This is a genomic window from Nocardia sp. NPDC055165 (genome assembly GCF_053606985.1).
The window spans coordinates 111,510-132,024 of the sequence record NZ_JBSGSS010000006.1 but is presented as its reverse complement, the minus strand read 5'-3'; the positions used below and the strand labels follow the sequence as shown (position 1 = coordinate 132,024).

21 protein-coding genes are annotated in these 20,515 nt (G+C 68.5%); 13 read left to right on the top strand and 8 right to left on the bottom strand.

Features of this window, described 5'->3' with window-relative positions; all coding sequences use genetic code 11:
* The first annotated feature begins 38 nt into the window (after positions 1 to 38).
* Positions 39 to 1,238, top strand: a complete 1,200-nt coding sequence (locus ACWFRF_RS14615; RefSeq protein ID WP_378992370.1) for a winged helix-turn-helix domain-containing protein — start codon at positions 39 to 41, stop codon at positions 1,236 to 1,238.
* Positions 1,239 to 1,251: 13 nt separating this feature from the next.
* On the opposite strand, the gene ACWFRF_RS14610 is transcribed toward ACWFRF_RS14615, so the two are convergent.
* Positions 1,252 to 1,698 carry a hypothetical protein gene (locus ACWFRF_RS14610; RefSeq protein ID WP_378992372.1) on the bottom strand — a complete coding sequence of 149 codons (447 nt, stop codon included), beginning with the start codon at positions 1,696 to 1,698 and terminating at the stop codon, positions 1,252 to 1,254.
* A 114-nt stretch (positions 1,699 to 1,812) separates the two neighbouring features.
* Here ACWFRF_RS14610 and dapA point away from each other — a divergent pair, with 114 nt between their 5' ends.
* Positions 1,813 to 2,721 carry a 4-hydroxy-tetrahydrodipicolinate synthase gene (gene dapA, locus ACWFRF_RS14605; protein ID WP_378992374.1) on the top strand — a complete coding sequence of 303 codons (909 nt, stop codon included), beginning with the start codon at positions 1,813 to 1,815 and terminating at the stop codon, positions 2,719 to 2,721.
* Complete coding sequence (locus ACWFRF_RS14600) at positions 2,718 to 4,820, top strand: RNase J family beta-CASP ribonuclease (RefSeq protein ID WP_452450329.1); 2,103 nt, start codon at positions 2,718 to 2,720, stop codon at positions 4,818 to 4,820. Before dapA ends, ACWFRF_RS14600 begins: the two co-directional genes overlap by 4 nt.
* Before the next feature lie 112 nt (positions 4,821 to 4,932).
* Here ACWFRF_RS14600 and ACWFRF_RS14595 read toward each other — a convergent pair whose 3' ends face one another.
* Together ACWFRF_RS14595 and ACWFRF_RS14590 are read right to left on the bottom strand one after the other, a co-directional pair.
* Positions 4,933 to 5,487: a hypothetical protein gene (locus ACWFRF_RS14595; RefSeq protein WP_387442363.1), complete on the bottom strand. Its 555-nt coding sequence runs from the start codon at positions 5,485 to 5,487 to the stop codon at positions 4,933 to 4,935.
* A gap of 34 nt (positions 5,488 to 5,521) precedes the next feature.
* Positions 5,522 to 5,905 carry a DUF4189 domain-containing protein gene (locus ACWFRF_RS14590; RefSeq protein ID WP_378628262.1) on the bottom strand — a complete coding sequence of 128 codons (384 nt, stop codon included), beginning with the start codon at positions 5,903 to 5,905 and terminating at the stop codon, positions 5,522 to 5,524.
* A gap of 297 nt (positions 5,906 to 6,202) precedes the next feature.
* Between ACWFRF_RS14590 and ACWFRF_RS14585 the strand changes: the two genes are divergently transcribed.
* Together ACWFRF_RS14585 and ACWFRF_RS14580 are read left to right on the top strand one after the other, a co-directional pair.
* A complete protein-coding gene (locus ACWFRF_RS14585; RefSeq protein ID WP_378992377.1) occupies positions 6,203 to 8,749 on the top strand; it encodes a DNA translocase FtsK in 2,547 nt (848 codons plus the stop codon).
* A 425-nt stretch (positions 8,750 to 9,174) separates the two neighbouring features.
* Positions 9,175 to 10,155, top strand: a complete 981-nt coding sequence (locus tag ACWFRF_RS14580; RefSeq protein WP_378992379.1) for a TerC family protein — start codon at positions 9,175 to 9,177, stop codon at positions 10,153 to 10,155.
* Positions 10,156 to 10,220: 65 nt separating this feature from the next.
* On the opposite strand, the gene ACWFRF_RS14575 is transcribed toward ACWFRF_RS14580, so the two are convergent.
* Together ACWFRF_RS14575 and ACWFRF_RS14570 are read right to left on the bottom strand one after the other, a co-directional pair.
* Entirely contained in the window at positions 10,221 to 10,505 is a 285-nt protein-coding gene (locus ACWFRF_RS14575; protein ID WP_378992382.1) for a YciI family protein, read from the bottom strand.
* Positions 10,506 to 10,533: 28 nt separating this feature from the next.
* Positions 10,534 to 11,100 carry an amino-acid N-acetyltransferase gene (locus tag ACWFRF_RS14570; protein ID WP_379313902.1) on the bottom strand — a complete coding sequence of 189 codons (567 nt, stop codon included), beginning with the start codon at positions 11,098 to 11,100 and terminating at the stop codon, positions 10,534 to 10,536.
* Positions 11,101 to 11,355: 255 nt separating this feature from the next.
* Between ACWFRF_RS14570 and pgsA the strand changes: the two genes are divergently transcribed.
* The 5 genes from pgsA to pspM all read left to right on the top strand — a co-directional run bounded on the left by pgsA (position 11,356) and on the right by pspM (position 15,139).
* The gene (pgsA, locus tag ACWFRF_RS14565; protein WP_379313903.1) at positions 11,356 to 11,991 is read left to right on the top strand and encodes a CDP-diacylglycerol--glycerol-3-phosphate 3-phosphatidyltransferase; all 636 of its coding nucleotides are present in this window, start codon (positions 11,356 to 11,358) and stop codon (positions 11,989 to 11,991) included.
* Positions 11,988 to 12,479, top strand: coding sequence for a CinA family protein (locus tag ACWFRF_RS14560; protein WP_379313904.1), 492 nt, complete (start codon positions 11,988 to 11,990; stop codon positions 12,477 to 12,479). The genes pgsA and ACWFRF_RS14560 overlap by 4 nt, the downstream gene beginning before the upstream one ends.
* A gap of 91 nt (positions 12,480 to 12,570) precedes the next feature.
* Positions 12,571 to 13,023 carry a helix-turn-helix domain-containing protein gene (locus ACWFRF_RS14555; protein WP_378626573.1) on the top strand — a complete coding sequence of 151 codons (453 nt, stop codon included), beginning with the start codon at positions 12,571 to 12,573 and terminating at the stop codon, positions 13,021 to 13,023.
* Positions 13,024 to 13,219: 196 nt separating this feature from the next.
* Positions 13,220 to 14,038, top strand: coding sequence for a phage shock protein PspA (gene pspA / locus ACWFRF_RS14550; protein WP_101466599.1), 819 nt, complete (start codon positions 13,220 to 13,222; stop codon positions 14,036 to 14,038).
* 225 nt (positions 14,039 to 14,263) lie between these two features.
* Positions 14,264 to 15,139, top strand: coding sequence for a phage shock envelope stress response protein PspM (gene pspM, locus ACWFRF_RS14545; RefSeq protein WP_452450325.1), 876 nt, complete (start codon positions 14,264 to 14,266; stop codon positions 15,137 to 15,139).
* Positions 15,140 to 15,207: 68 nt separating this feature from the next.
* On the opposite strand, the gene ACWFRF_RS14540 is transcribed toward pspM, so the two are convergent.
* Both ACWFRF_RS14540 and ACWFRF_RS14535 read right to left on the bottom strand, forming a co-directional pair.
* The gene (locus ACWFRF_RS14540; RefSeq protein WP_452450323.1) at positions 15,208 to 16,701 is read right to left on the bottom strand and encodes a carboxylesterase/lipase family protein; all 1,494 of its coding nucleotides are present in this window, start codon (positions 16,699 to 16,701) and stop codon (positions 15,208 to 15,210) included.
* Positions 16,702 to 16,769: 68 nt separating this feature from the next.
* A complete protein-coding gene (locus tag ACWFRF_RS14535; RefSeq protein ID WP_452450322.1) occupies positions 16,770 to 17,465 on the bottom strand; it encodes a maleylpyruvate isomerase family mycothiol-dependent enzyme in 696 nt (231 codons plus the stop codon).
* A gap of 155 nt (positions 17,466 to 17,620) precedes the next feature.
* Between ACWFRF_RS14535 and ACWFRF_RS14530 the strand changes: the two genes are divergently transcribed.
* Positions 17,621 to 17,788, top strand: a complete 168-nt coding sequence (locus ACWFRF_RS14530; RefSeq protein ID WP_358072878.1) for a hypothetical protein — start codon at positions 17,621 to 17,623, stop codon at positions 17,786 to 17,788.
* Between the two features lie 23 nt (positions 17,789 to 17,811).
* Positions 17,812 to 18,522 carry a PIG-L deacetylase family protein gene (locus ACWFRF_RS14525; RefSeq protein WP_378988511.1) on the top strand — a complete coding sequence of 237 codons (711 nt, stop codon included), beginning with the start codon at positions 17,812 to 17,814 and terminating at the stop codon, positions 18,520 to 18,522.
* A 56-nt stretch (positions 18,523 to 18,578) separates the two neighbouring features.
* On the opposite strand, the gene ACWFRF_RS14520 is transcribed toward ACWFRF_RS14525, so the two are convergent.
* A complete protein-coding gene (locus ACWFRF_RS14520) occupies positions 18,579 to 19,136 on the bottom strand; it encodes an HD domain-containing protein (RefSeq protein WP_452450320.1) in 558 nt (185 codons plus the stop codon).
* A 119-nt stretch (positions 19,137 to 19,255) separates the two neighbouring features.
* Between ACWFRF_RS14520 and ACWFRF_RS14515 the strand changes: the two genes are divergently transcribed.
* On the top strand, positions 19,256 to 20,407 hold the full coding sequence (locus ACWFRF_RS14515; protein WP_378988515.1) for a glycosyltransferase: 1,152 nt from the start codon (positions 19,256 to 19,258) through the stop codon (positions 20,405 to 20,407).
* Positions 20,408 to 20,515: the final 108 nt, after the last annotated feature.

Here is a 20,515-nt window from a genome sequence, read left to right as displayed (position 1 = left end):
GCCGAAAACCTGTCGGACCCCTGTGTCAGGCTGAGCGAATGCAGCGGATGAATGCGGCGCAGGCCCGTCGAACGGCGCTGGCCGCGCAGGGCTTCGGCAAGCGAAGGCCCACCAACCCGAAGCGTCGGGCCGTGCTCGATGTGGTCGCCAGAACCCGTCTGCTGCAAATAGATTCGGTCTCGGCTGTGGTCCGCGCGCACTACGCGCCGGTGTTCAGCCGGATCGGCCCCTACGATCGCGGCCTGCTCGACGGCGCCGCCTGGAGCGACAGCGCGAAGGCGCGACGGGGGCTGGTGGAGTACTGGGCGCACGAGGCGGCGCTGATCCCGGTCGCCGACTGGCCGCTGATGCGCTGGCGGATGCGGGAGTACCGGCACGGGCGCTGGTCGGGGATGCGCACGATCGTCGAACGAAATCCCACGCTGGGCAAGGACATTCTCGATGTCGTGACCGAGGTGGGCGCGGCGAGCGCCGGGGAGATCGAACGTCATCTGGAACTGGACAAGCCCCGGCCGAAGGGGACCTGGTGGAACCTGAGCGACACGAAGATGATCTGCGAGCAGCTCTTCGCCGCCGGTGAGCTGTCCACCGCCCGCCGGGTCGGGTTCACCCGGCATTACGACCTCACCGAACGGGTCGTCCCGGCCGATGTACGCGACCGGGAGATCGCCGAGGACGACGCCGTGCGCGAGCTGATCCGCCGGTCCAGCCGGGCCCTCGGGATCGGCACCGAGGCCGACCTGCGCGACTACTACCGCCTGGCCCGGCGCCAGAGCGCCCCGGCGATCGCCGACCTGGTCGACGCGGGCGAACTACTGCCTGTCGACGTCGACGGCTGGGACGCGCCCGCCTACCTGCACCCGGAGGCCGCCACCCCGCGCCGGATCACCGGGACCGCGCTGTTGTGCCCGTTCGATCCGCTGATCTTCTTCCGCCCACGTACCCAGCGGATCTTCGACTTCCACTACCGCATCGAGATCTACACCCCCGAACCCAAACGGGTGCACGGCTATTACGTCTTCCCGCTGCTCGTCGACGGCAAGCTCGTCGGCCGGGTGGATCTGCGCGCCGAACGCGCCACCGGCCGACTGCTCGCCCCCGGCGCGTTCGCCGAACCCGGCTACGCGACCGCCGAGACCGCCCAGGCTTTGCGCGGGGCACTGCGGGAAATGGCCGACTGGCTCGAACTCGACGAAGTCGTTATCGGCGAACGCGGCGACCTGGCCCCACTGCTGTGAACTCGGACGCCGTCTACCAGCCCTTGCCGCCGTAACCGCGCATCTGATCCTTCAACGCGCCACTGACCGCGCCGGAGAGCCAGGAGTTGAGCGACTGCCCGTTCTGCTGGGCCGCTTCCTCCGCGCGGGACTTGAGCTGTTCGACCAGTCGCAGGGTCACCCGGCTGATGTCGCCGGTCATTTCCTCGAAAGTCTGGGGTTCCTCCGCGCCCGGCGGCGTGTTCTTGCGCACGTCGGCCTTCGCCTGCGTGCCTTCCAGGCGGACGTGCACGGTGCGGTCACCGAGTTCGGTACTGATCTCGGCGGCCAGTTCCGACAGCGCCGACAGCAGCACCAGGCGGCTCGAACTCTCCACCGCGGCGGCGAGGGCGGCGGCGGTGGCCTGCGTTTTCTCGTCGCCGAGCGCGGCGGCGGCGATCAGTTCCTCGCGCAACCGCGCGGTATGAGCATTCAGATCCATGACATCATTGTGACGTCATATGTGACATCACGCAAGGTGAAAAACACCCACCGGCAGCCGCTTCGGGCGCTAGGGTGTCGAGGCGCATCCGGCGACCGGGTAGCCTTTCTGACCATGACGAACGGTGAATCGACGCCAACGGAGCTGCGCGCGTCCGGCACGGTAGGTGTCGCGATGGTGACCCCCTTCAGCGCTGCGGGCAAGCTCGACGTCGATGCCGGTGTCGCACTGGCGGCACACCTGGTCGACCGTGGGGTCGACCTGCTGATCATCTCGGGTACCACCGGCGAATCGCCGACCACGACCGAAACCGAGAAGCATGATCTGCTGCGGGCGGTCGTCGACGGCGTCGGCGACCGGGCCACCGTGGTCGCGGGCGCGGGTACCTACGACACCGCACACTCGATCGAACTGGCGCGTGCCGCGGAGAACGCGGGCGCACACGGCCTGCTCGTGGTGACCCCGTATTACTCGCGGCCCACACAGGAGGGCCTGATCGCGCATTTCACCGCGGTCGCCGACGCCACCGCGCTGCCGATCACGCTCTACGACATTCCACCGAGGTCGGTGGTGCCTATCGCCATCGACACGATCCGGCGCCTTGCCGAGCATCCCAACATCGTCGCGGTGAAGGATGCCAAGGGCGATCTCGTCTCCGGAGCCGATCTCATCGCGACCACCGATCTGGATTTCTACTCCGGTGACGACGGACTGAATCTCCCCTGGCTCTCGGTCGGTGCGGTCGGGTTCATCAGCGTCATCGGACACCTCGTGCCGGAGCGACTGCGCGAGATCCACCACGCCTACACCATCGGTGACGTGGCCAGGGCGCGAGAGATCAACGCGACACTACTGCCGCTGTACGCGGCCATGACCCGCCTGGGAGGTGTGGCGATGTGTAAGGGAGGACTCCGATTGCTCGGCATCGACGTAGGTGAGCCCCGGTTGCCCCAGCTGATGCCGACGCAGGCACAGCTCGAGGAGCTGGCGCTGGACCTGCAGGCCGCGGGGGTGTCGGCATGACCGAACCCGTAGCCCGTAAGCCCCGCCGCCGTTCGGCATCGCGTGCCGCCGGTGCGCCGGAGCCGACGCCGGTGGAGACCGCGCAGGCCACGGTGAAGAAGGTGGTCGCGCCCGAGGAAGCCCCCGCGGCGAAGGAACCGGCGATCGCCGAACCGATCGCCGAGGTCACCGCGGAAGCGAACCTGGCCGGTAGTGCCGAAGTGGGCACCGACCTGCTCAGCGTCGCCGAAGAACAAGTGACCGCGAAGAAGACCGCGCCGCGGCGCGCGAGGACCAAGCCGGCTACCGAAGCCAAGGGCAAGCAGGCCGAGGCCAAGAGCAAGCCCGCCGCCGAGCAGTCCCGCGGTGGTGGCCGTGGCAGGCAGGGCGGTGGACGCGGTCGCGGTTCCGCGCCGGTCGCCGAGCCGCGCGAGAAGGCGGCCCACGACAAGCTGGGCCCGCCGCCGAAGCTGGTGAAGAACGGCTTGCGCCTGTTCGCCCTGGGCGGCATCGGCGAAATCGGCCGCAACATGACCGTGTTCGAATACGGCGGCAAGCTGCTGATCGTCGACTGCGGTGTGCTGTTCCCCGAGGACCAGCAGCCCGGTGTCGACCTGATCCTGCCGGACTTCGGACCCATCGAGGGCCGGATGGCCGACGTCGAGGCCATCGTGCTCACCCACGGCCACGAGGACCACATCGGTGCCGTGCCGTTCCTGCTGCGCCTGCGCCAGGACATCCCGGTGATCGGCGCCAAGTTCACCCTCGCGCTGGTCGCGGCCAAGGCGCGCGAGCACCGGTTGCAGCCCAAGCTGCGCGAGGTCGCCGAGGGCGAGACCACGGTGCACGGCCCGTTCGAGCTCGAGTACTTCGCGGTCAACCACTCGATTCCCGACGCGCTGGCCGTGGCCATCCGCACCGGTGCCGGCGTGGTCCTGCACACCGGCGACATCAAGCTAGACCAGCTGCCCCTCGATGGCCGCCTCACCGACCTGGCCGGTTTCTCCCGCCTCGGCGACGAAGGTGTCGACCTGTTCCTGGTCGACTCCACCAACGCCGAGGTTCCCGGTTTCGTCACCCCCGAGCGCGAGATCGGTGGCGTGCTCGACAACGTCATCGGCAAGGCCACCAACCGCGTCATCGTGGCGTCGTTCGCCAGCCACGTGCACCGCATCCAGCAGGTCGTCGACGTCGCGCAGAAGTACAACCGCAAGGTCTGCTTCGTCGGTCGCTCGATGGTCCGCAACATGGAGATCGCGCAGGACCTCGGCTACCTCACCGTGCCCGACAACGTCGTGGTCACCCTCGATCAGGCCGCGAACCTGCCCGGCAACCGCCTGGTGCTGATCTCCACCGGCTCCCAGGGCGAGCCGCTCTCGGCGCTGTCACGGATGGCGCGCGGCGAGCACCGCCAGATCAACATCCGCGCCGACGACCTGGTGGTGCTGGCGTCCTCGCTGATCCCCGGCAACGAGAACTCGGTGTTCGCCGTGGTCAACGGCCTGGCCAGGCTCGGCGCGACCGTGATCACCCAGCAGAACGCGAAGGTGCACGTCTCCGGGCACGCTTCCGCCGGTGAGCTGCTGTACCTGTACAACGCGGTGCGCCCGACCAACGCCATGCCCGTGCACGGCGAATGGCGGCACCTGCGCGCCAACGCCGCACTGGCGGTGGCGACCGGTGTGCCCGAGGAGCGGGTCATGCTGGCCGAGGACGGCGTGGTGGTCGACCTGGTCGACGGCATCGCCTCCATCGTCGGCCGTGTGCCGGTCGGACACGTCTACGTCGACGGCCTCTCGGTCGGCGACGTCGGCGAGTCGACCCTGTCGGACCGCCTGGTCCTGGGCGAGGGTGGGTTCATCTCGATCACCATCGTCATCGACTCGACCACCGGCAAGGCGGTGAGCACGCCCGAGCTCAACGGGCGCGGCTTCTCCGACGACCGGACCGCGCTCGACGGCGCGAACGAACTGGTCGAGGCGGAGCTGCTGCGCCTGGCCGGTGAGGGCATCACCGACACCCACCGCATCGCCCAGGGCGTGCGCCGGGTGGTCGGCCGCTGGGTCGCCGACGTCTACCGTCGCCGCCCGATGATCGTGCCGACGGTCGTCGCCGTCTGATCGCCTGATCGAGAGATCAACAGATCAACGGAAAACCGCTGGGCGGCTATGTCGCCCAGCGGTTTTCTTGATATTCGGACCCGATATTTCGGACCGATATTCGGACCGTGACTCAGGCCTGGCAGGCAGCGGAGTCGAGCTGCGCCGACTTCACGATGTTGCACGCGAACACGTGCGACACCTTCCAGGAATCGTCCTCGGCGACGAAGTCGACGAAGGCGTCCTTGACCGGGGCGCCGTCGATGGTGACATCGGCGTTCGCCTTGAGCTTGCCGTCGGCGGGGTCACCGACGGTGGTGATGGCGACCTTGACGTTGTTCTGCTTCGCCGCCTCGACGAACTTGTCGACCAGCATCGGATCCTGGTCGGCGTCCTCGATGTAGGTCTTCTTCTCCTCTCCGGTGAGCTGGCCCGCGAGGGCCTTGTTCAACCGGGCGTTCAGCTCGGCGGCGGTCGGCTTGGGCAGGTTGGGCACCGTGGTGGCCGCGGGCTCACCGCCCTCTTCCTTGCCCGACTTGGCGTCGCCCGTTTCGAAGGCGCCGCCCTTGCTGGTGGTGGTTCCCGCGCTCGTGCTGGTCGAGTCGGTGCCGGAACTGCACGCGCTGAGGCCGAGCGCCGCGACGATCGCGACGAGAACGGCAGCGTATTTCACTGGACGGTTGTTCACTACAACTCCCATGATCATGGTCGAAACGGTCGGGCTAGAGCTGGTAGCCGCTGGTGCAGTTCCAGTGCTTGATGTAGGCGTTGCCCGGATTGTTGTTCAGCGCTTCGCGTTTCGCGCCGCCGATCGTCGACGCGGAGCCGTAGCTCCACCACCCGCGCGAGATCGCGATGGCTCCACACCCGTTGCGGTAGGACACCTTCACGTCGCACCCGCCACCACCACCGCCACGCAGGCAGGCCGACATGGCACCGGCCTCGGCATCGGCATAGCTGCCGTAGTCCGTGGCGTATCCGTAAACCCCCGGTTTGACCGACACCGCGATGGCGCCGTAGTTGCCCGACTGCGCCTGGGCCGGTGCGATGTGCCCCGCGAACACTGCGGCTGCGGTGGCACCCAGCACGGCCGCGCTGGTGAGCATTCTCTTCACTTGTAGCGTCCCCTTCATCTGCACGGGTCGACGACCCGATAGAGCGCAGTCAACGTACCGAGGGTTACGGCGCCTGCGCTAGACGCGCGAGCCCGCTCACGCCCGAATCAGTGGCGATCGACAAGGATTCCGTAAGTTCGGGCCCGCGAAACGCGGTTCCCGGCGAGATTTCCCCGCGCTGACCGGGGCGCTGCGACCTGCGCATCCACCCTGGATCGCCGCGGCGAGCACGGTGGGACCAGTGTTGCGGATGGTCTCGGAGGTGTTCGAGCGGCTAGCCTGATGGTCATGGCAGGTAAGTCCCGCAGCACCACGACCTCTCGTGCGCGGGCGGGATCGACCAGGGGGCAGACGCCGGCGGCGCGGTCTCGTTCGGCGACCCCGCGAGCGACGGCGGCTCCGCGTGGGCGCACCACGCCCGTACGCAGGCCGGTCAAACGCGCCTCCAACACCGCACCGCTGGCGGTGATCAGCCGCGGGATCGGGAGCGGTTGGACCATGCTGGCGCGCGGCGTCGGCGCCACCACCCGCACGTTGAGCCGGGCAGGCGACCTGGACCACGGGCACCGGCGCGACGGCATCGGCCTGGCGCTCATCGCGTTGAGCGCGATCATCGCCGCCGCGATGTGGCTGTCGGCGGGCGGACCGGTCGGCCGTTTCCTCGAAGACATCGTCCGGGCGATCGCCGGTTCCGCGGCCGCGCTGGCGCCGATTCTGCTGGTCGCGCTCGCGGTGGTGCTGATGCGCACCGAACCACATCCGGAGATCCGGCCACGGCTGGTCCTCGGTGGGCTACTCGTCGTGCTTCCCGCCCTGGGGGTCTGGCACCTGGCAGCTGGTTCCCCCACCGGCGCGGACGGCCGCGCCACCGCGGCCGGCGCGCTCGGCTATGCGATCGGCGGACCGCTCGGCCAGGGGCTCACGCCATGGCTCGCGCTGCCGATCCTGTTGCTGGCCATGATGTTCGGCGTCTTGCTGCTCACCGGTACCACGGTGCGCGAGGTGCCTGCCAAGCTGAGCGAATACTTCGGCCTCGGCGAATACGCCGACGACGGCGACCCCTACGACCCGGCCAACTACGACGCCGACGGATTCCCGGTGCACCGCAACCGAACCCGTCGCCGTGGCCGTAACCCCGACGACAACTACCCGCCCGACGAGTTCGGCGGCTCCGACGCGGTCACCGAATCACTGGGCGAACCGCCGCTGCGCGATGCCAAGCCGATCGAGGAACCACCCGCGCCCGCACCGAAACCGGCGCGCAAGCGGCCGGTGGTCAAGCCGGTCGACCAGACCCCGCCGCCGCCACCGGAACCGGAGTTCGTCACCGATCGGGTCGTCGACGGCGACTACACGCTGCCCCCGCTGACACTGCTGCTCGACGGCGACCCGCCCAAGAAGCGTTCCGCGGCCAACGAATCGATGATCGAGGCGATCACCGAAGTCCTGGTGCAGTTCAAGATCGACGCCGCCGTCACCGGGTTCGTGCGTGGCCCCACCGTCACTCGCTACGAGGTGGAGCTCGGTCCCGGCGTCAAGGTCGAGAAGATCACCGCGCTGGCCCGCAACCTCGCCTACGCCGTCGCCACCGAGAACGTGCGCCTGCTCGCGCCCATCCCCGGTAAGTCGGCCGTGGGCATCGAAGTGCCCAATGCCGACCGCGAATTGGTGCGCCTGGCCGACGTCCTGAAGTCGCCGCACACCCGCAACGACCACCATCCGCTGGTGATCGGTCTCGGCAAGAACATCGAGGGCGAGTTCGTCTCGGCGAACCTGGCCAAGATGCCGCACCTGCTGGTGGCCGGTTCCACCGGTTCGGGTAAGTCGAGTTTCGTGAACTCGATGCTGATCTCGCTGCTGCACCGGGCCACCCCCGAGGAGGTCAGGATGATCCTGATCGACCCGAAGATGGTGGAGCTCACGCCGTACGAGGGCATTCCACACCTGATCACGCCCATCATCACCCAGCCGAAGAAGGCCGCCGCCGCGCTGGCCTGGCTGGTCGAGGAGATGGAGCAGCGCTACCAGGACATGCAGGCCAACAAGGTCCGCCACATCGACGACTTCAACAAGAACGTGCGCTCGGGCAAGATCACCGCGCCGCTGGGCAGCGAACGCGTCTACCGGCCCTACCCGTACATCCTGGCCATCGTCGACGAGCTGGCCGACCTGATGATGACCGCACCGCGCGATGTCGAGGACGCGATCGTGCGGATCACCCAGAAGGCGCGTGCCGCGGGTATCCACCTGGTGCTGGCCACCCAGCGGCCCTCGGTGGACGTGGTGACCGGTCTGATCAAGACCAATGTGCCCTCGCGGCTGGCGTTCGCCACCTCCTCGCTCACCGACTCGCGCGTCATCCTGGACCAGCCGGGCGCGGAGAAATTGATCGGCATGGGCGACGGTCTGTTCCTGCCGATGGGTCAGGGCAAGCCGACCCGGTTGCAGGGCGCGTTCATCTCCGACGAGGAGATCCAGGCTGTCGTCGAGTTCAGCAAGACCCAGGCCGAACCCGAATATCAGGAGGGTGTCACCGCGGCCAAGGCCGGCGAGGTCAAGGACGTCGACCCCGATATCGGCGACGACATGGACGTGCTGCTGCAAGCGGTGGAGCTGGTGGTCACCTCACAGTTCGGTTCGACCTCGATGCTGCAGCGCAAGCTGCGCGTCGGCTTCGCCAAGGCGGGCCGGTTGATGGACCTGATGGAGACGCGCGGCGTGGTCGGGCCCAGTGAGGGTTCCAAGGCGCGTGACGTGCTCATCAAGCCCGACGAATTGGACGGGTTGCTGTGGTCGATCCGTGGCGGCGATCCCGGTGCGTCCGAGGACGAGTGACGCCGTTCCCGGTTTGCTCTGACCGTGCCGGAAGCAGGCGGCGACGAACGAGGAGGGACCTGGCACGGCTCATGGTCGGGACTGGCCCGGGGTCGGGCGAAAATCGCCTGTCAGGCGATGAAGCGGGCGCGCGCGAGGCGGGTACCCGACTTCACGGCACCGGGGCTGGGCCGGTGCATCGCGGTGGGGCGCTGGTTCTGCGCGGTGGATTCGTACATGGCTCGCTCCTCTCGGGGCTGTGGTCGGGGTATGCGGTGACGGTAGCAGCGCTCGCGAACCGGGCGAAAGCGCTTTTCCGTGTGCGCGGCGGGTTCGTCGGCCGCCGATGTGTGTGAAATCATGACGGGCAATCGTTCCGCAAAGCCGACTGAAACGGACAATTCGGGCATGATGGGCGACATGAACTTCATCGATCGGACCACCACATGCAGGTGACCACGCTTGAGTGGGTGATCACCGGACTGGTGATCCTCGGCCTGTTCGTCTTCGACTTCTTCGCCCACGTGCGCACCCCGCACGAGCCCACCTTCAAGGAATCGGGCATCTGGTCGGCTGTCTACATCAGCTTGGCGCTGCTGTTCGGCCTGTTCGTCGCCTGGAAATGGGGCGGCACGTTCTCGGGGGAGTATTACGCGGGCTTCGTCACCGAGAAAGCGCTCTCGGTCGACAACCTGTTCATCTTCCTCATCATCATGAGCACCTTCGCCGTGCCGCGGATCTACCAGCAGAAGGTGCTGCTGATCGGCATCGTGCTGGCGCTGGCGATGCGCGGTGTGTTCATCGCGGTCGGCGCGGCCGCGATCAGCGCGTACAGCTGGGTGTTCTACCTGTTCGGCGCATTCCTGATCTACACCGCGATCAACCTGCTGCGCGAGAGCGGGCACGAAGTCGAACACGAGAAGAAGCGCGACAGCTACATCGTCTCGCTGGCCAAACGGGTCCTGCCCACCACCGACGAGTACGACGGCGACAAGCTCGTCACCCGGATCAACGGCAAACGCGTGGTGACGCCGCTGCTGCTCGCGCTGCTGGCGATCGGCTTCGCCGACCTGCTGTTCGCGCTGGACTCGATTCCGGCGATCTACGGTCTCACCGAGGAGCCGTACCTGGTGTTCACCGCCAACGCCTTCGCGTTGATGGGCCTGCGCCAGCTGTACTTCCTCATCGGCGGCCTGCTCGACCGCCTGGTGTACCTGTCCTACGGCCTGGCCGCGATCCTGGCGTTCATCGGCGTGAAGCTCGTGCTGCACGCGCTGCACGAGAACACGCTGTCGTTCATCAACGGCGGTGAGCACGTGAGCGTCCCGGAGATCTCCACGGCGTTCTCGCTGAGCGTGATCATCGGCATTCTGGTCATCGCGACGGTGGCGAGCCTGCTGCGCACCCGTAACACCAACAAGGCCTGACACCACCGCGGACGACGCTGCCCGGAACCCCGAGGGTTCCGGGCAGCTCTGTCTCCGGGGCTGCGCTACTCGGCGAAGGCGCCCATCACCGGCAACCACTCGACCACGCGGACGGCGTCGATCAGGTCCAGCTTCGCGAACGGGTCGTTGCCCAGCAGTTCGGTCAGCGAGGGCGCGTCCTCGGCGCGGAACAGCAGCAGCGCGCCCGAACCGTCGGGGTAGGGCCCGCTACTGAGCACCGTGCCCGCGTCGACGAGCGCATTCAGCCAGCCGCGATGCTCGGGTCGGTTGGTCGCGCGGTCGGCCGCCGTCGCATCGGAGTAGGTGTAGTGGACAGCGAAGATCGGCACAGTCGATCACTTTCTCGCGAGGGATTCTCTACAGGGTCAGCAGCATGCGGGTATTACCGAGGGTGTTCGGCTTGACGAAGCTGAGGTCGAGGAATTCGGCGACACCGGTGTCGTAGGAGCGGCACATCTCCGCGTACACCTCGGCGGTGACGGGCGTGCCGTCGATCTCGACGAACCCGTGCCTGCCGAAGAAGTCCACCTCGAAAGTGAGCACGAACACACGCTGCAACTGCAGTTCGCGGGCGACGGTGACCAGGTGCTCGACCACCGCCCCGCCGACTCCGCGGCCCTTGACGACGGGATCCACTGCGACAGTGCGCACTTCGCCCAGATCGGCCCACAGCACGTGCAACGCGCCGCAGCCGACGACCTGCCCGTCGAGCTCGGCGACCCAGAACTCCTGCACCGATTCGTACAGTGTGACCAGGTTCTTCTCCAGCAGGATGCGCCCGGCGTACTCGTCGACCAGGCGCTTGATCTCGGGGACATCGGAGGTTCGCGCTCGTCGGACGACCACGCCGGAAACAGGCGCCACAGTGGGCGCGGCAGTATGCGCGTCGCTGGTCGAACCGCTCAAGGGTCCCCGTGAGGTCATGGGTGCACAGTAGTCGGCCGGGTTACCGATAGTCTGAACATGTGCCGCACATCCTGTCGTTCCGCTCCTCGCATCGCGCCGGGCTCGACGACCGGATCGCGCGGCACCGATCGTGCGAGCAAACAGCTCGCGAAACCGTTGGATTTCGGCGCAGTGCCGGTGAGTGCCGAGAGGGCAGCGCATGAACGGTCAGCGTCTGGAGGCGGTAGCTCGCGTGGCCACGCGAGGCGCCCGGTCATGCCACGAGGACAGGGCATGAGCGTGCGACCCGAAGAGATCGATCGTGGGTCGAGTGCGGTGACGCCGATGCACGGGGTGGCGGAGACGCAGGTTCCGCTGCTCAATATCGCCAACGTGCTGACCATCGCGCGCATCGTGCTGGTGCCGCTGTTCGTGCTGGCGCTGTTCGCCGAGGGCGGGCACGACACCCGCTGGCGGGTCATCGCCGCGGCGGTCTTCGGCCTGGCCGCGATCACCGACCGCTTCGACGGGCAACTGGCCCGCAAATACGGTTTGGTCACCGATTTCGGCAAGCTCGCCGACCCCATTGCGGACAAGGCGCTGATCGGAGCCGCGCTGATCGGGCTCTCGGTACTCGGGGACTTGCCGTGGTGGATCACCCTGGTCATCTGCGGCCGTGAAATCGGCATCACGCTGCTGCGGCTGGTGGTGGTGCGGCGCGGGGTGATCCCGGCCGGACGCGGCGGCAAGCTCAAAACGCTGGTGCAGTCGGTGGCGATCGCGCTGCTGGTGCTGCCGCTGTCGGGGATCTTCGCAACCGCGGGCATGTGGCTGATGTACCTGGCCGTGGCGCTGACGGTGGTCACCGGTTTGGACTATGTGGGGCAGGCGGCCAGGGTGTGGCTGGCGGGTGGACGGTCGCGCTCGTGAGTGATCCGCTCGTCGACGGTGCGCCGGTCGCCGAACTGGTCGAGGCCCTGAACGCGGCGGGTCAGACCGTCGCCACGGCCGAATCGCTCACCGCGGGCCTGCTCGCGGCCACGGTGGCGGGAGTTCCCGGTGCGAGCGCGGTGCTGCGGGGCGGCTTGATCGTCTACGCCACCGACCTCAAGAACAGTCTGGCCCGCGTCGACGACGAGCTGCTCCGTACCGACGGACCGGTCGCCGCCTCGACCGCCGAACAGCTCGCTGTGGGGGCGCGGGAGCAGTGTGGCGCGGACTGGGGTCTGGGATTGACCGGGGTCGCCGGACCCGATTCCCAGGACGGGCATCCCGTCGGCACGGTATACCTCGGGTTGGCCGGTCCACATCACAGCGAAGTGGTCCGGTTGAAACTGCACGGTGACCGGTGGACGATCAGACTCGGTGCGGTGCACAGTGCGGTGCGGGAGTTGCTGCGCTGTGTCAGTGTGAAGTAGCCCGGTTCGGGAACCACCGGTCCATGCTCGACGTTGTGCCAGAAAGAGGTGAGCACCGCTACGGCGGTGACACGAGGTGGAGGAGAACGAGATGACGCTGCTGCGGGAGGCAATCGGGGACAGTCTGCGGCGTGCGCGTCTCGCCCAGCATCGAACGCTGCGCGAGGTGTCGACCTCGGCGCGCGTGAGCCTCGGCTATCTGTCGGAAGTGGAGCGCGGCCGCAAGGAAGCCTCCAGTGAACTGCTCGCCAGCATCTGCGAGGCACTCGACGTGCCGCTCTCGCGCGTGCTCTGGGACGTGAGCACCCTGATGGCGGGCGCCGACGGCTCCGCGCCGCGCGAACCCGCGCTGACCGGCCCCGCCGCCGAGCGCGAGCCCGCCGAAGCCGAGCCCGCCACCCTGCCCGAACCCGCCGCGGGCGAGGCTTCCGCCTCCGCGAGCGCGGCGGCCGAGCAGGGCGCGCGCATCGGCATCGCCGAAGACACCCGCATCGTCATCCCGGCCCCGAGGGCCGAGATGCTGGTACTGGTGAAGGGAATGTGACGCGGCGAACCCTGCGCCCGGCGCGCGAGACGCTGCACACCGCTGGTGAGAACGGATAGATTCTCATCAGGCGTCGATCGGTCCGGCCACTGCCGGTCCGGGTGCCGCATGGTGAAGGATAAGCACGTATCTGGTGCGTGACGGTCGCGTACCACCAGTCGCACGAGCGACGCACAGATGGAGGCGGGATCAATCGATGGCTAATCCGTTCGTGAAGGCCTGGAAGTACATGATGGCCCTCTTCGACTCCAAGATCGAAGAGCATGCGGATCCGAAGGTCCAGATTCAGCAGGCTATCGAGGAGGCGCAGCGTCAGCATCAGGCGCTGTCGCAGCAGGCGGCGTCGGTGATCGGTAACCAGCGTCAGCTGGAGATGAAGCTGAACCGCCAGCTCGACGAGGTCGAGAAGCTCAACGCCAACGCCCGTCAGGCCGTCACCCTGGCCGATCAGGCACAGGCGGCGGGCGACACCGAGAAGGCGATCCAGTACACCAACGCCGCCGAGGCGTTCGCCGCCCAGCTGGTCACCGCCGAGCAGTCGGTGGAAGACCTCAAGGTGCTGCACGATCAGTCCCTGCAGGCCGCCGCACAGGCCAAGAAGGCGGTCGAGCAGAACGCGATGATGTTGCAGCAGAAGGTCGCCGAGCGCACCAAGCTGCTCAGCCAGCTCGAGCAGGCCAAGATGCAGGAGCAGGTCTCGGCCTCGCTGCAGCAGATGGATTCCACCCTGTCCGCGCCGGGCTCCACGCCCAGCCTGGACGCCGTGCGCGACAAGATCGAGCGCCGCTACGCCAACGCGCTCGGCTCGGCCGAGCTGGCGCAGAACACGGTGCAGGGTCGCATGATGGAGGTGCAGCAGGCCAGCGTCCAGATGGCCGGGCACAGCAAGCTCGAGCAGATCCGCGCCTCCATGCGCGGTGACGCGTTGCCCACCGGCAACAACAACGCGGCGATCAACCCGGCGCAGCCCAAGGCCGCACCGGCACCGAACATCGACAAGGGCCAAGCGCTGTAATATTCGGAGCGCTGGCGCGCTCGAGTTCGCGGCCCCTTGTGTCCCGTCGATCAGGCACCGTTGCTTGCTCCTTCGTCGCCTACGCAACGGCACCTGATTGACGGGACGGCCGCGAACCGCCGCTTCGCGGCGGACCCTCCTCGAGGTCGGGTCGTACGGGGTTGGGAAGGCCGGCGTCGGTACCTGCGGCAGCAGCGGGTGCTCGAGCAGCGGAAGGATGAGGGGATGAACGGCAACAGGCGGCGCGCGCGTGCCGAGATCGTGGATCCGGCGGCGATCGCGCAGGTCGCGGTGGCGGGCTCGATGCCCGCGACGCTGCGGGGGGTCGGTGAGCAGGCGCTGGTCGCGGTGCGGCGTTGGGCCGACCCGCGCGAACGGGAGCTGCGCCGTCGGCGCCGGGTACGCAGGCGCAGTTTTCAGCTCGGCACCGCCTCCGGTATCACCACGGTCGGCGCGGTCGGTCTTGCCGTGATCTCGGCGCCCGTCTGGGCGGTCGTGGTGATCGGTGGTGGCGCCATCGCCTTCGTCACCGGTACTGCTCTCAGCGCCCGCCGCTACCTGGAGTTGCGCAACAAGCCTTTACCCCAGGCGGCTTTCGTCGCCCGCAAGTCGCCCGGCCTGCGATCGGCCGCGCGCGCCCCTATCCAGCGCCTGATCCGTGCCGAACGGGCGCTCTACGACCTCGGCGCCCAGATCGCGCGCACCCGCCGCCTCCCCGAAGACGAACTGCGCGACCTGCTCGAGACGGCCCGCTCCGGCGCGGCCGCCCTGCACGCGCTCGCCACCGACGTCGTCGCCATGGAACAGGCCGCCGACACCGTCGGCCGCGCCAACCCCGACACCGTCGCGGCGCTGAAAACTACTGTCGCCGGCGTGCTCACGCGCCTGGAGACCGGTGTGGTCGAGTACGAACAGCTCGTCGCCGCCGCGGCCCGCATCCTCGCGGTCCCCGAGGACTCGGTCCTGGCGTACCAGTTCAACGGCATCGTCGCCGATCTTCGTGAAGCCGCCGACCGCCTCGACGGCTGGGCCCAAGCGCTCACCGAGATGGCCGACCAGGGCCCCGACTTGTTCGCCGGCGGAACGGATTCCGTCCGCTAGCCCCTCTCGGACCACCGCGACTTCCGGTCGGCACGCCGGTTCGGGACGCGGCGTGCCGACCAGGAGGATCAGGCTGGGGCGATGGCCTTGCGCAGGGCCGCGAGTTCGGTGGCGCGGGGATCGGTGACGGTGGCGGACTCGGGGTTGTCGAAGATCCGGACGTTCTTCTCGTCGGTCGTGAACGGGGCCCAGCCGGTGGTGCCGTCGGTGGCGAAAGCGACCCAGGCGGCGTGGATTTCGTCGGCCAGCGCCTGAGGTGGGGTGGGTCCGGTCAGGGTATGGGCGTCGTCGATGGTGTCGAAGACGAACGGGACCTCCAGGACGTGGCAGGCGCCGAGGCCGGGAAGTCCGGTGGGCCACGCGAATTCGTACACATGGGTGGGGACGGTGGCGGCGCAGGCTTCGGCGAAGTCGTAGGTGCCGGAGCGGAAGCTCATGTCGGTGAGGACGGCGTTGAAGATCTCGGCGGGGGTGGCATCCGGGCGCTCTGTCGAATAGACCTGGGCGACAGCGGGATCGATGCCGTAGCGGGTGAGGACGAACGGCAGGGTGTCGGTGGTGATGGCGGCGGCGAGCCCTGCCGGGACGGTGAAGAAGCGGAACTCGTCGGCGGTGGTGCCCGCGATCAGGGGGACCGCGCGATCCGGATGGGCGCGCAGCACCTCCGTCGGCGGGCCCGCGACGATGTCGTCGTCGATCACCGGGAACAGGCTCATGATGCCGCCGCCCAGCTGGATCACCGAGTCGCCCCACCGCTGCGGATCGGGGTCGGTCATCACGGCCAGCGCGACGGCGTTCTGCGCCGTGCGCAACTCGTCCGGACCCAGTTTCCCGAAATCCTGCGCGGTAGGCGAGATTCCGAGCTCGGCGGCCAGCGCGGCCGACACCTTGCGCGCGTCCTCGGGATCGGCGGCGACCGCACCGTTGCCGCTCTGCATGATCGCCCGGCGGAACAGCCCGGCCGTCTGTGGTGCGGCGATCAGCGCCGCCACACTCATCGCGCCGGCGGACTCACCGAAGATCGTCACATTGTCGGGGTCGCCACCGAAGGCGGCGATGTTCTCGCGCACCCAGCGCAAGGCGAAGATCTGGTCGTGCAGACCGCGATTGGACGGTGCGCCCTCGATCTCGGCGAAGCCAGACACCCCGAGCCGGTAGTTGATCCCCACCATCACCACGCCGTCGCGCGCGAACGCCGACCCATCGTAGATCGCCCGCGCGTTCGACCCGCGGACGAACGCGCCACCGTGAATCCACACCAGCACCGGTAGGCCCGAAGCGGCGGAGTCGGGCGTCCACACGTTCGCGTTGAGGTACTCGTCGCCAGGGATACCGTCACTGCCGATGAGGGCGTGGATCGGCGCGGGATACGGCGTCTGTGCGCAGGTGGCGCCCATTTCGGTCGCGTCTCGCACGCTTTCCCATGCGGGCGCGGCCTCGGGCAGCTGGAAACGTTTCGGCCCGACCGGCGCCGCCGCGTACGGCACCCCGAGAAAACGGGTGATCCCGGCCTCGGTGTGGCCGCGGATCGCGCCGCTCGTGGTCGTGACGATGGGTTCCATGACAAGTCCTCCTACGCGCGGTGAGCCCCGATTATGGGCGCTTGTCCGGTTCGCCGTCAGTCGTTTGCCTACGGAACGAGCGGTCCGGCGAGTACTCGCTCGCCCGCCGCGCGGTCGCCGTCCCAGGTGAACTCCGGGTCGTCGCCGGATTTGCGTCCCCACAGGGCCAGGAGCAGGTCCGATGCGGTACCCGCCAGCTCGGCTACCGACTCGCCCGGACCGTAGGTCCAGGTGCCGCCGGTATCGGTGGCCCGCAGCCGCAGCGCCACCTCGGGTTCGACCGCCAGGCCGCGGTGGATCATCCGCGGCGCGAACAGTTCGAAGACCTCATCGATGCCGTCGACAGCGAGATCGGCATCGAACGGGTCGGCCTTGCCGAGCGCGTTCTGACCGTCCCACAGGTGCATGAGCGTCTCGTGGGCGCGGCGCCGCCGCCAGAAACCGACGGTGCGCGGCATGGACCGGGTGAAGGTCCAGGCCTCCTGGTTCTCGTCCGCGGACAGCGAGGTCACGATGGCGTCGGCGGTCGACTCGTACCACTCGCGCAGGGCGGCGGGATCTCTCGGCGCGGGCTCGCCCTCGAAATCGCCGCGCAGCTCGGCCACCGCGGTGACCACCCACAGATTGCCGCGCCCGACATGGTCGACGAGGTCGTAGAACACCCAGTCGCCGCAGGACGGCACCGGCGCGGCCAGATCGGTGTCGGGGGTGATGAGCTCACCGAAGGCGGTGAGCTTCGCACAGAGCAACGCCAAATAGTCCATGCCGATCACGGTAGCCGGGCTGGGCCCGAGATCTCGGGGTGAACCCTGATCTACACCCGGATATCGGTGCTGACCTGGTGATCTATTGCTCGCCGGGTGGGAGGATCGGAGGTGTCGGATCGCTGGACGGCGGTCGCAGAGGTGAAGGAGTCGTCATGGTCTTGAAAGTCATCGGCATCGTCGTGGTCGCGGTGATCGCGTTCTGGATTCTCGGCGCGCTGATCGAGGCGCTGATGCCCATCCTGGTGATCGGGGCGATCGGTACCGGCGTGTACCTGCTGTACAAGGCGGTGTCGGGGAGCGACAAGACCCCGATCAGTTAGTCGTCTGTGGTTAGCATGGCGGGGTGGAACAGGTACCCGAGGACTGGCAGCGCGGACTGGTGATCGTCGCGCACCCCGACGACATCGAATACGGCGCCGCGGCGGCGGTCGCGCGATGGACGGGGCAGGGCAAGGACATTCGCTACCTGCTCGTCACACGCGGCGAGGCGGGGATCGCCGGGATGCCGCCCGCGCAGGCCGGGCCGTTGCGGGAGATCGAGGAGATCTCGGGCGCCCGTGAGGTCGGCGTGCACACCGTCGAATTCCTCGACCATTCCGACGGCCGCATCGAGGAAGGTCTCACCCTGCGAAGGGAACTCGCCGCCGCGCTGCGCAGACATCGCCCGGAGATGGTGGTGCTGTTCAACTTCGGCGACACCTGGGCGCCCGGCGTGGTCAACAGTGCCGATCACCGGGCCGTCGGCCGCTCGGCGATGGACGCGATCTCCGACGCGGGCAACGAGTGGATCTTCCCCGAAATCGCTGATCTGCCATTGTGGTCGGCGCGGTGGGCCGCCGTGGTCGGTCCCGTGGCCACCCATGCTGTCGACGTGAGCGCTCAGCTGGAGCAGGCGCGCGCGTCGTTGTCGGCGCATCGGCGTTACCTGCAGGTGCTGAGCCCGGTGCCGGTGGAGGAGCAGGTGCGCGAGATCGTCAGCTTCGCCACGGGTCCCAAGGAAGGGTTCCCCGCCGAACACGCCGTCGGGTTCGAACTGTTCACCTTCGGCGGCTGATCAGCGAACCATCCATCGATGATGCTGCGGCGCAAGGGCACTGGGTGTCGTCGCCATCAGAGCCGTCGGGCCGCGACGCGCTCGACAAGTGGCCGCCACTCCTGAAGCGGGGCGACCCGTAGACCGACCACCTTGCCCGCGTCATCGGCCCTTCGCAGCGCCAGGGCCGCGGCGAAGTCGGGGTCCGCGCGGAACGAATCGGTTTCGGTGAGCGTCATCGGGCCGCCCTGTGCGACGAGCGTGCGGTGACTCGAGGCCGACAACCCGGCCGCGTGTGCTGGATCCGTTGCCACCAGAAAGCGTTTCGCGGTCACGTGGAGTTCGATCAGGCGCGCTACCCGGGGGCCGAGCAGCGTACGCACCGCCTCGGCGCCGTGCCTGCCGTGGCCCGCGTTGTCACCGGGGAAAAGTACATGGCCGATGTCGTGCAGCAGACCCGCGACCTGGAGTTCTTCGTCGTCGGGGAAGTCGCGGCGGAGCAACTGCGCGCACTGGCGATCGTGATCGAGGATGTCGACCGGGTCGCCGGTGCGGTCCGCGGTGTCCCAGGCGCCGGCGCACCGCTCGAGCAGCGCGAACAGGTCGTCGACGGTGTCGATTCCGGGGTGTCGCACGTGCTCGCTCCTGATGGTGTCGCTCGGACGGATCGGTCTCGCGGCGGTCAAGGTAGCGCAGAAATCGTGGATCGGTCGTCCGAGGTGGGCGGGGTCTGGCGGTATGGCAGGGTGGGCGGATGCGAATAGCTGTGGTGGCCGGGCCCGATCCAGGGCATGCGTTTCCCGCGATCGCGCTGTGCCTGCGATTGCTGGCCGCGGGCGACGAACCCGTGTTGTTCACCGGGCCGAGATGGCTGGATCAGGCGCGCTCGGCGGGGCTCAGCGTGCGCAAGCTCAAGGGTCTCGCGCCGCGCCCCACCGACGACGACGCCGACGCGGGCGCCCGGATCCACGAGCGCGCCGCCCATATCGCTACCGAGAACCTGCCCGAACTCAGCGCGATGCTGCCCGACCTGATCGTCTCCGACGTCCTCACCGCGGGCGGCGGGATGGCGGCCGAGCGGCTGGGGCTGCCGTGGGTCGAGTTGTCACCGCACCCGCTCTACCTGCCGTCGAAAGCCTTGCCGCCCATCGGTAGTGGCCTGGCGCCGGGGGAGGGTATGCGTGGCCGGATGCGCGACGGTGTCCTGCGCACGATGACCGCGCGCGCGGTCCGCAACGGACATCGTCAGCGTTCGGCGGCCCGCGAAACCATCGGCCTGCCCGCCGAGGACCCCGGTCCCGCCGCGCGCCTGGTCGCCACCCTGCCCGCGCTGGAGATGGACCGCCCGGACTGGCCTGCCGACACCCACGTCGTCGGGCCGCTGCTGTGGGAACCGACCGATGCCGTGCTTGCGCTGCCCCCCGGCGATGCGCCGTTGGTGATGGTGGCGCCGTCGACCGCGCACACCGGCGTCGCCGATATGGCCGATATCGTCCTGTCCGGCCTGGCCGGACTCGGTGTGCGCGCGGCCATCTCGACCCTCGATACGCCGCCCGCCGATCTTCCCGACTGGGCCACCGCCGGCCTGGGCCGCCAGGACGAACTGCTCACGCACGCCGCGGTCGTCGTCGGCGGCGGTGGCCACGGCCTGCTCGCCAAATCCCTGTCCGCGGGCGTCCCGGTGGTGACCGTCCCCGGCGGCGGTGACCAGTGGGAACTCGCCAATCGGGCGGTGCGACAGGGCAGTTCGGTGCTGGTGCGACCGCTCACGCCCGAGGCGGTCGGTGCCGCGGTGCGTCAGGTACTCGACGACCCCGCCTATGCCGAAGCGGCTCGGCACGCCGCCGCCGGTCTGGCGGAAGTCGAAGACCCGGTCCAGATCTGTCACGACGCCGCGAAGCGGTAGTTCGACCCCGGTCCGGCCGAGTTCGAGGGCCTGGTCCCGGTCTGTCACGACGCTGCGAAAGCGGTAGTTCGCCGCCGGATCCCGTCCGTCGTGCGTCTCTGGGCGTTA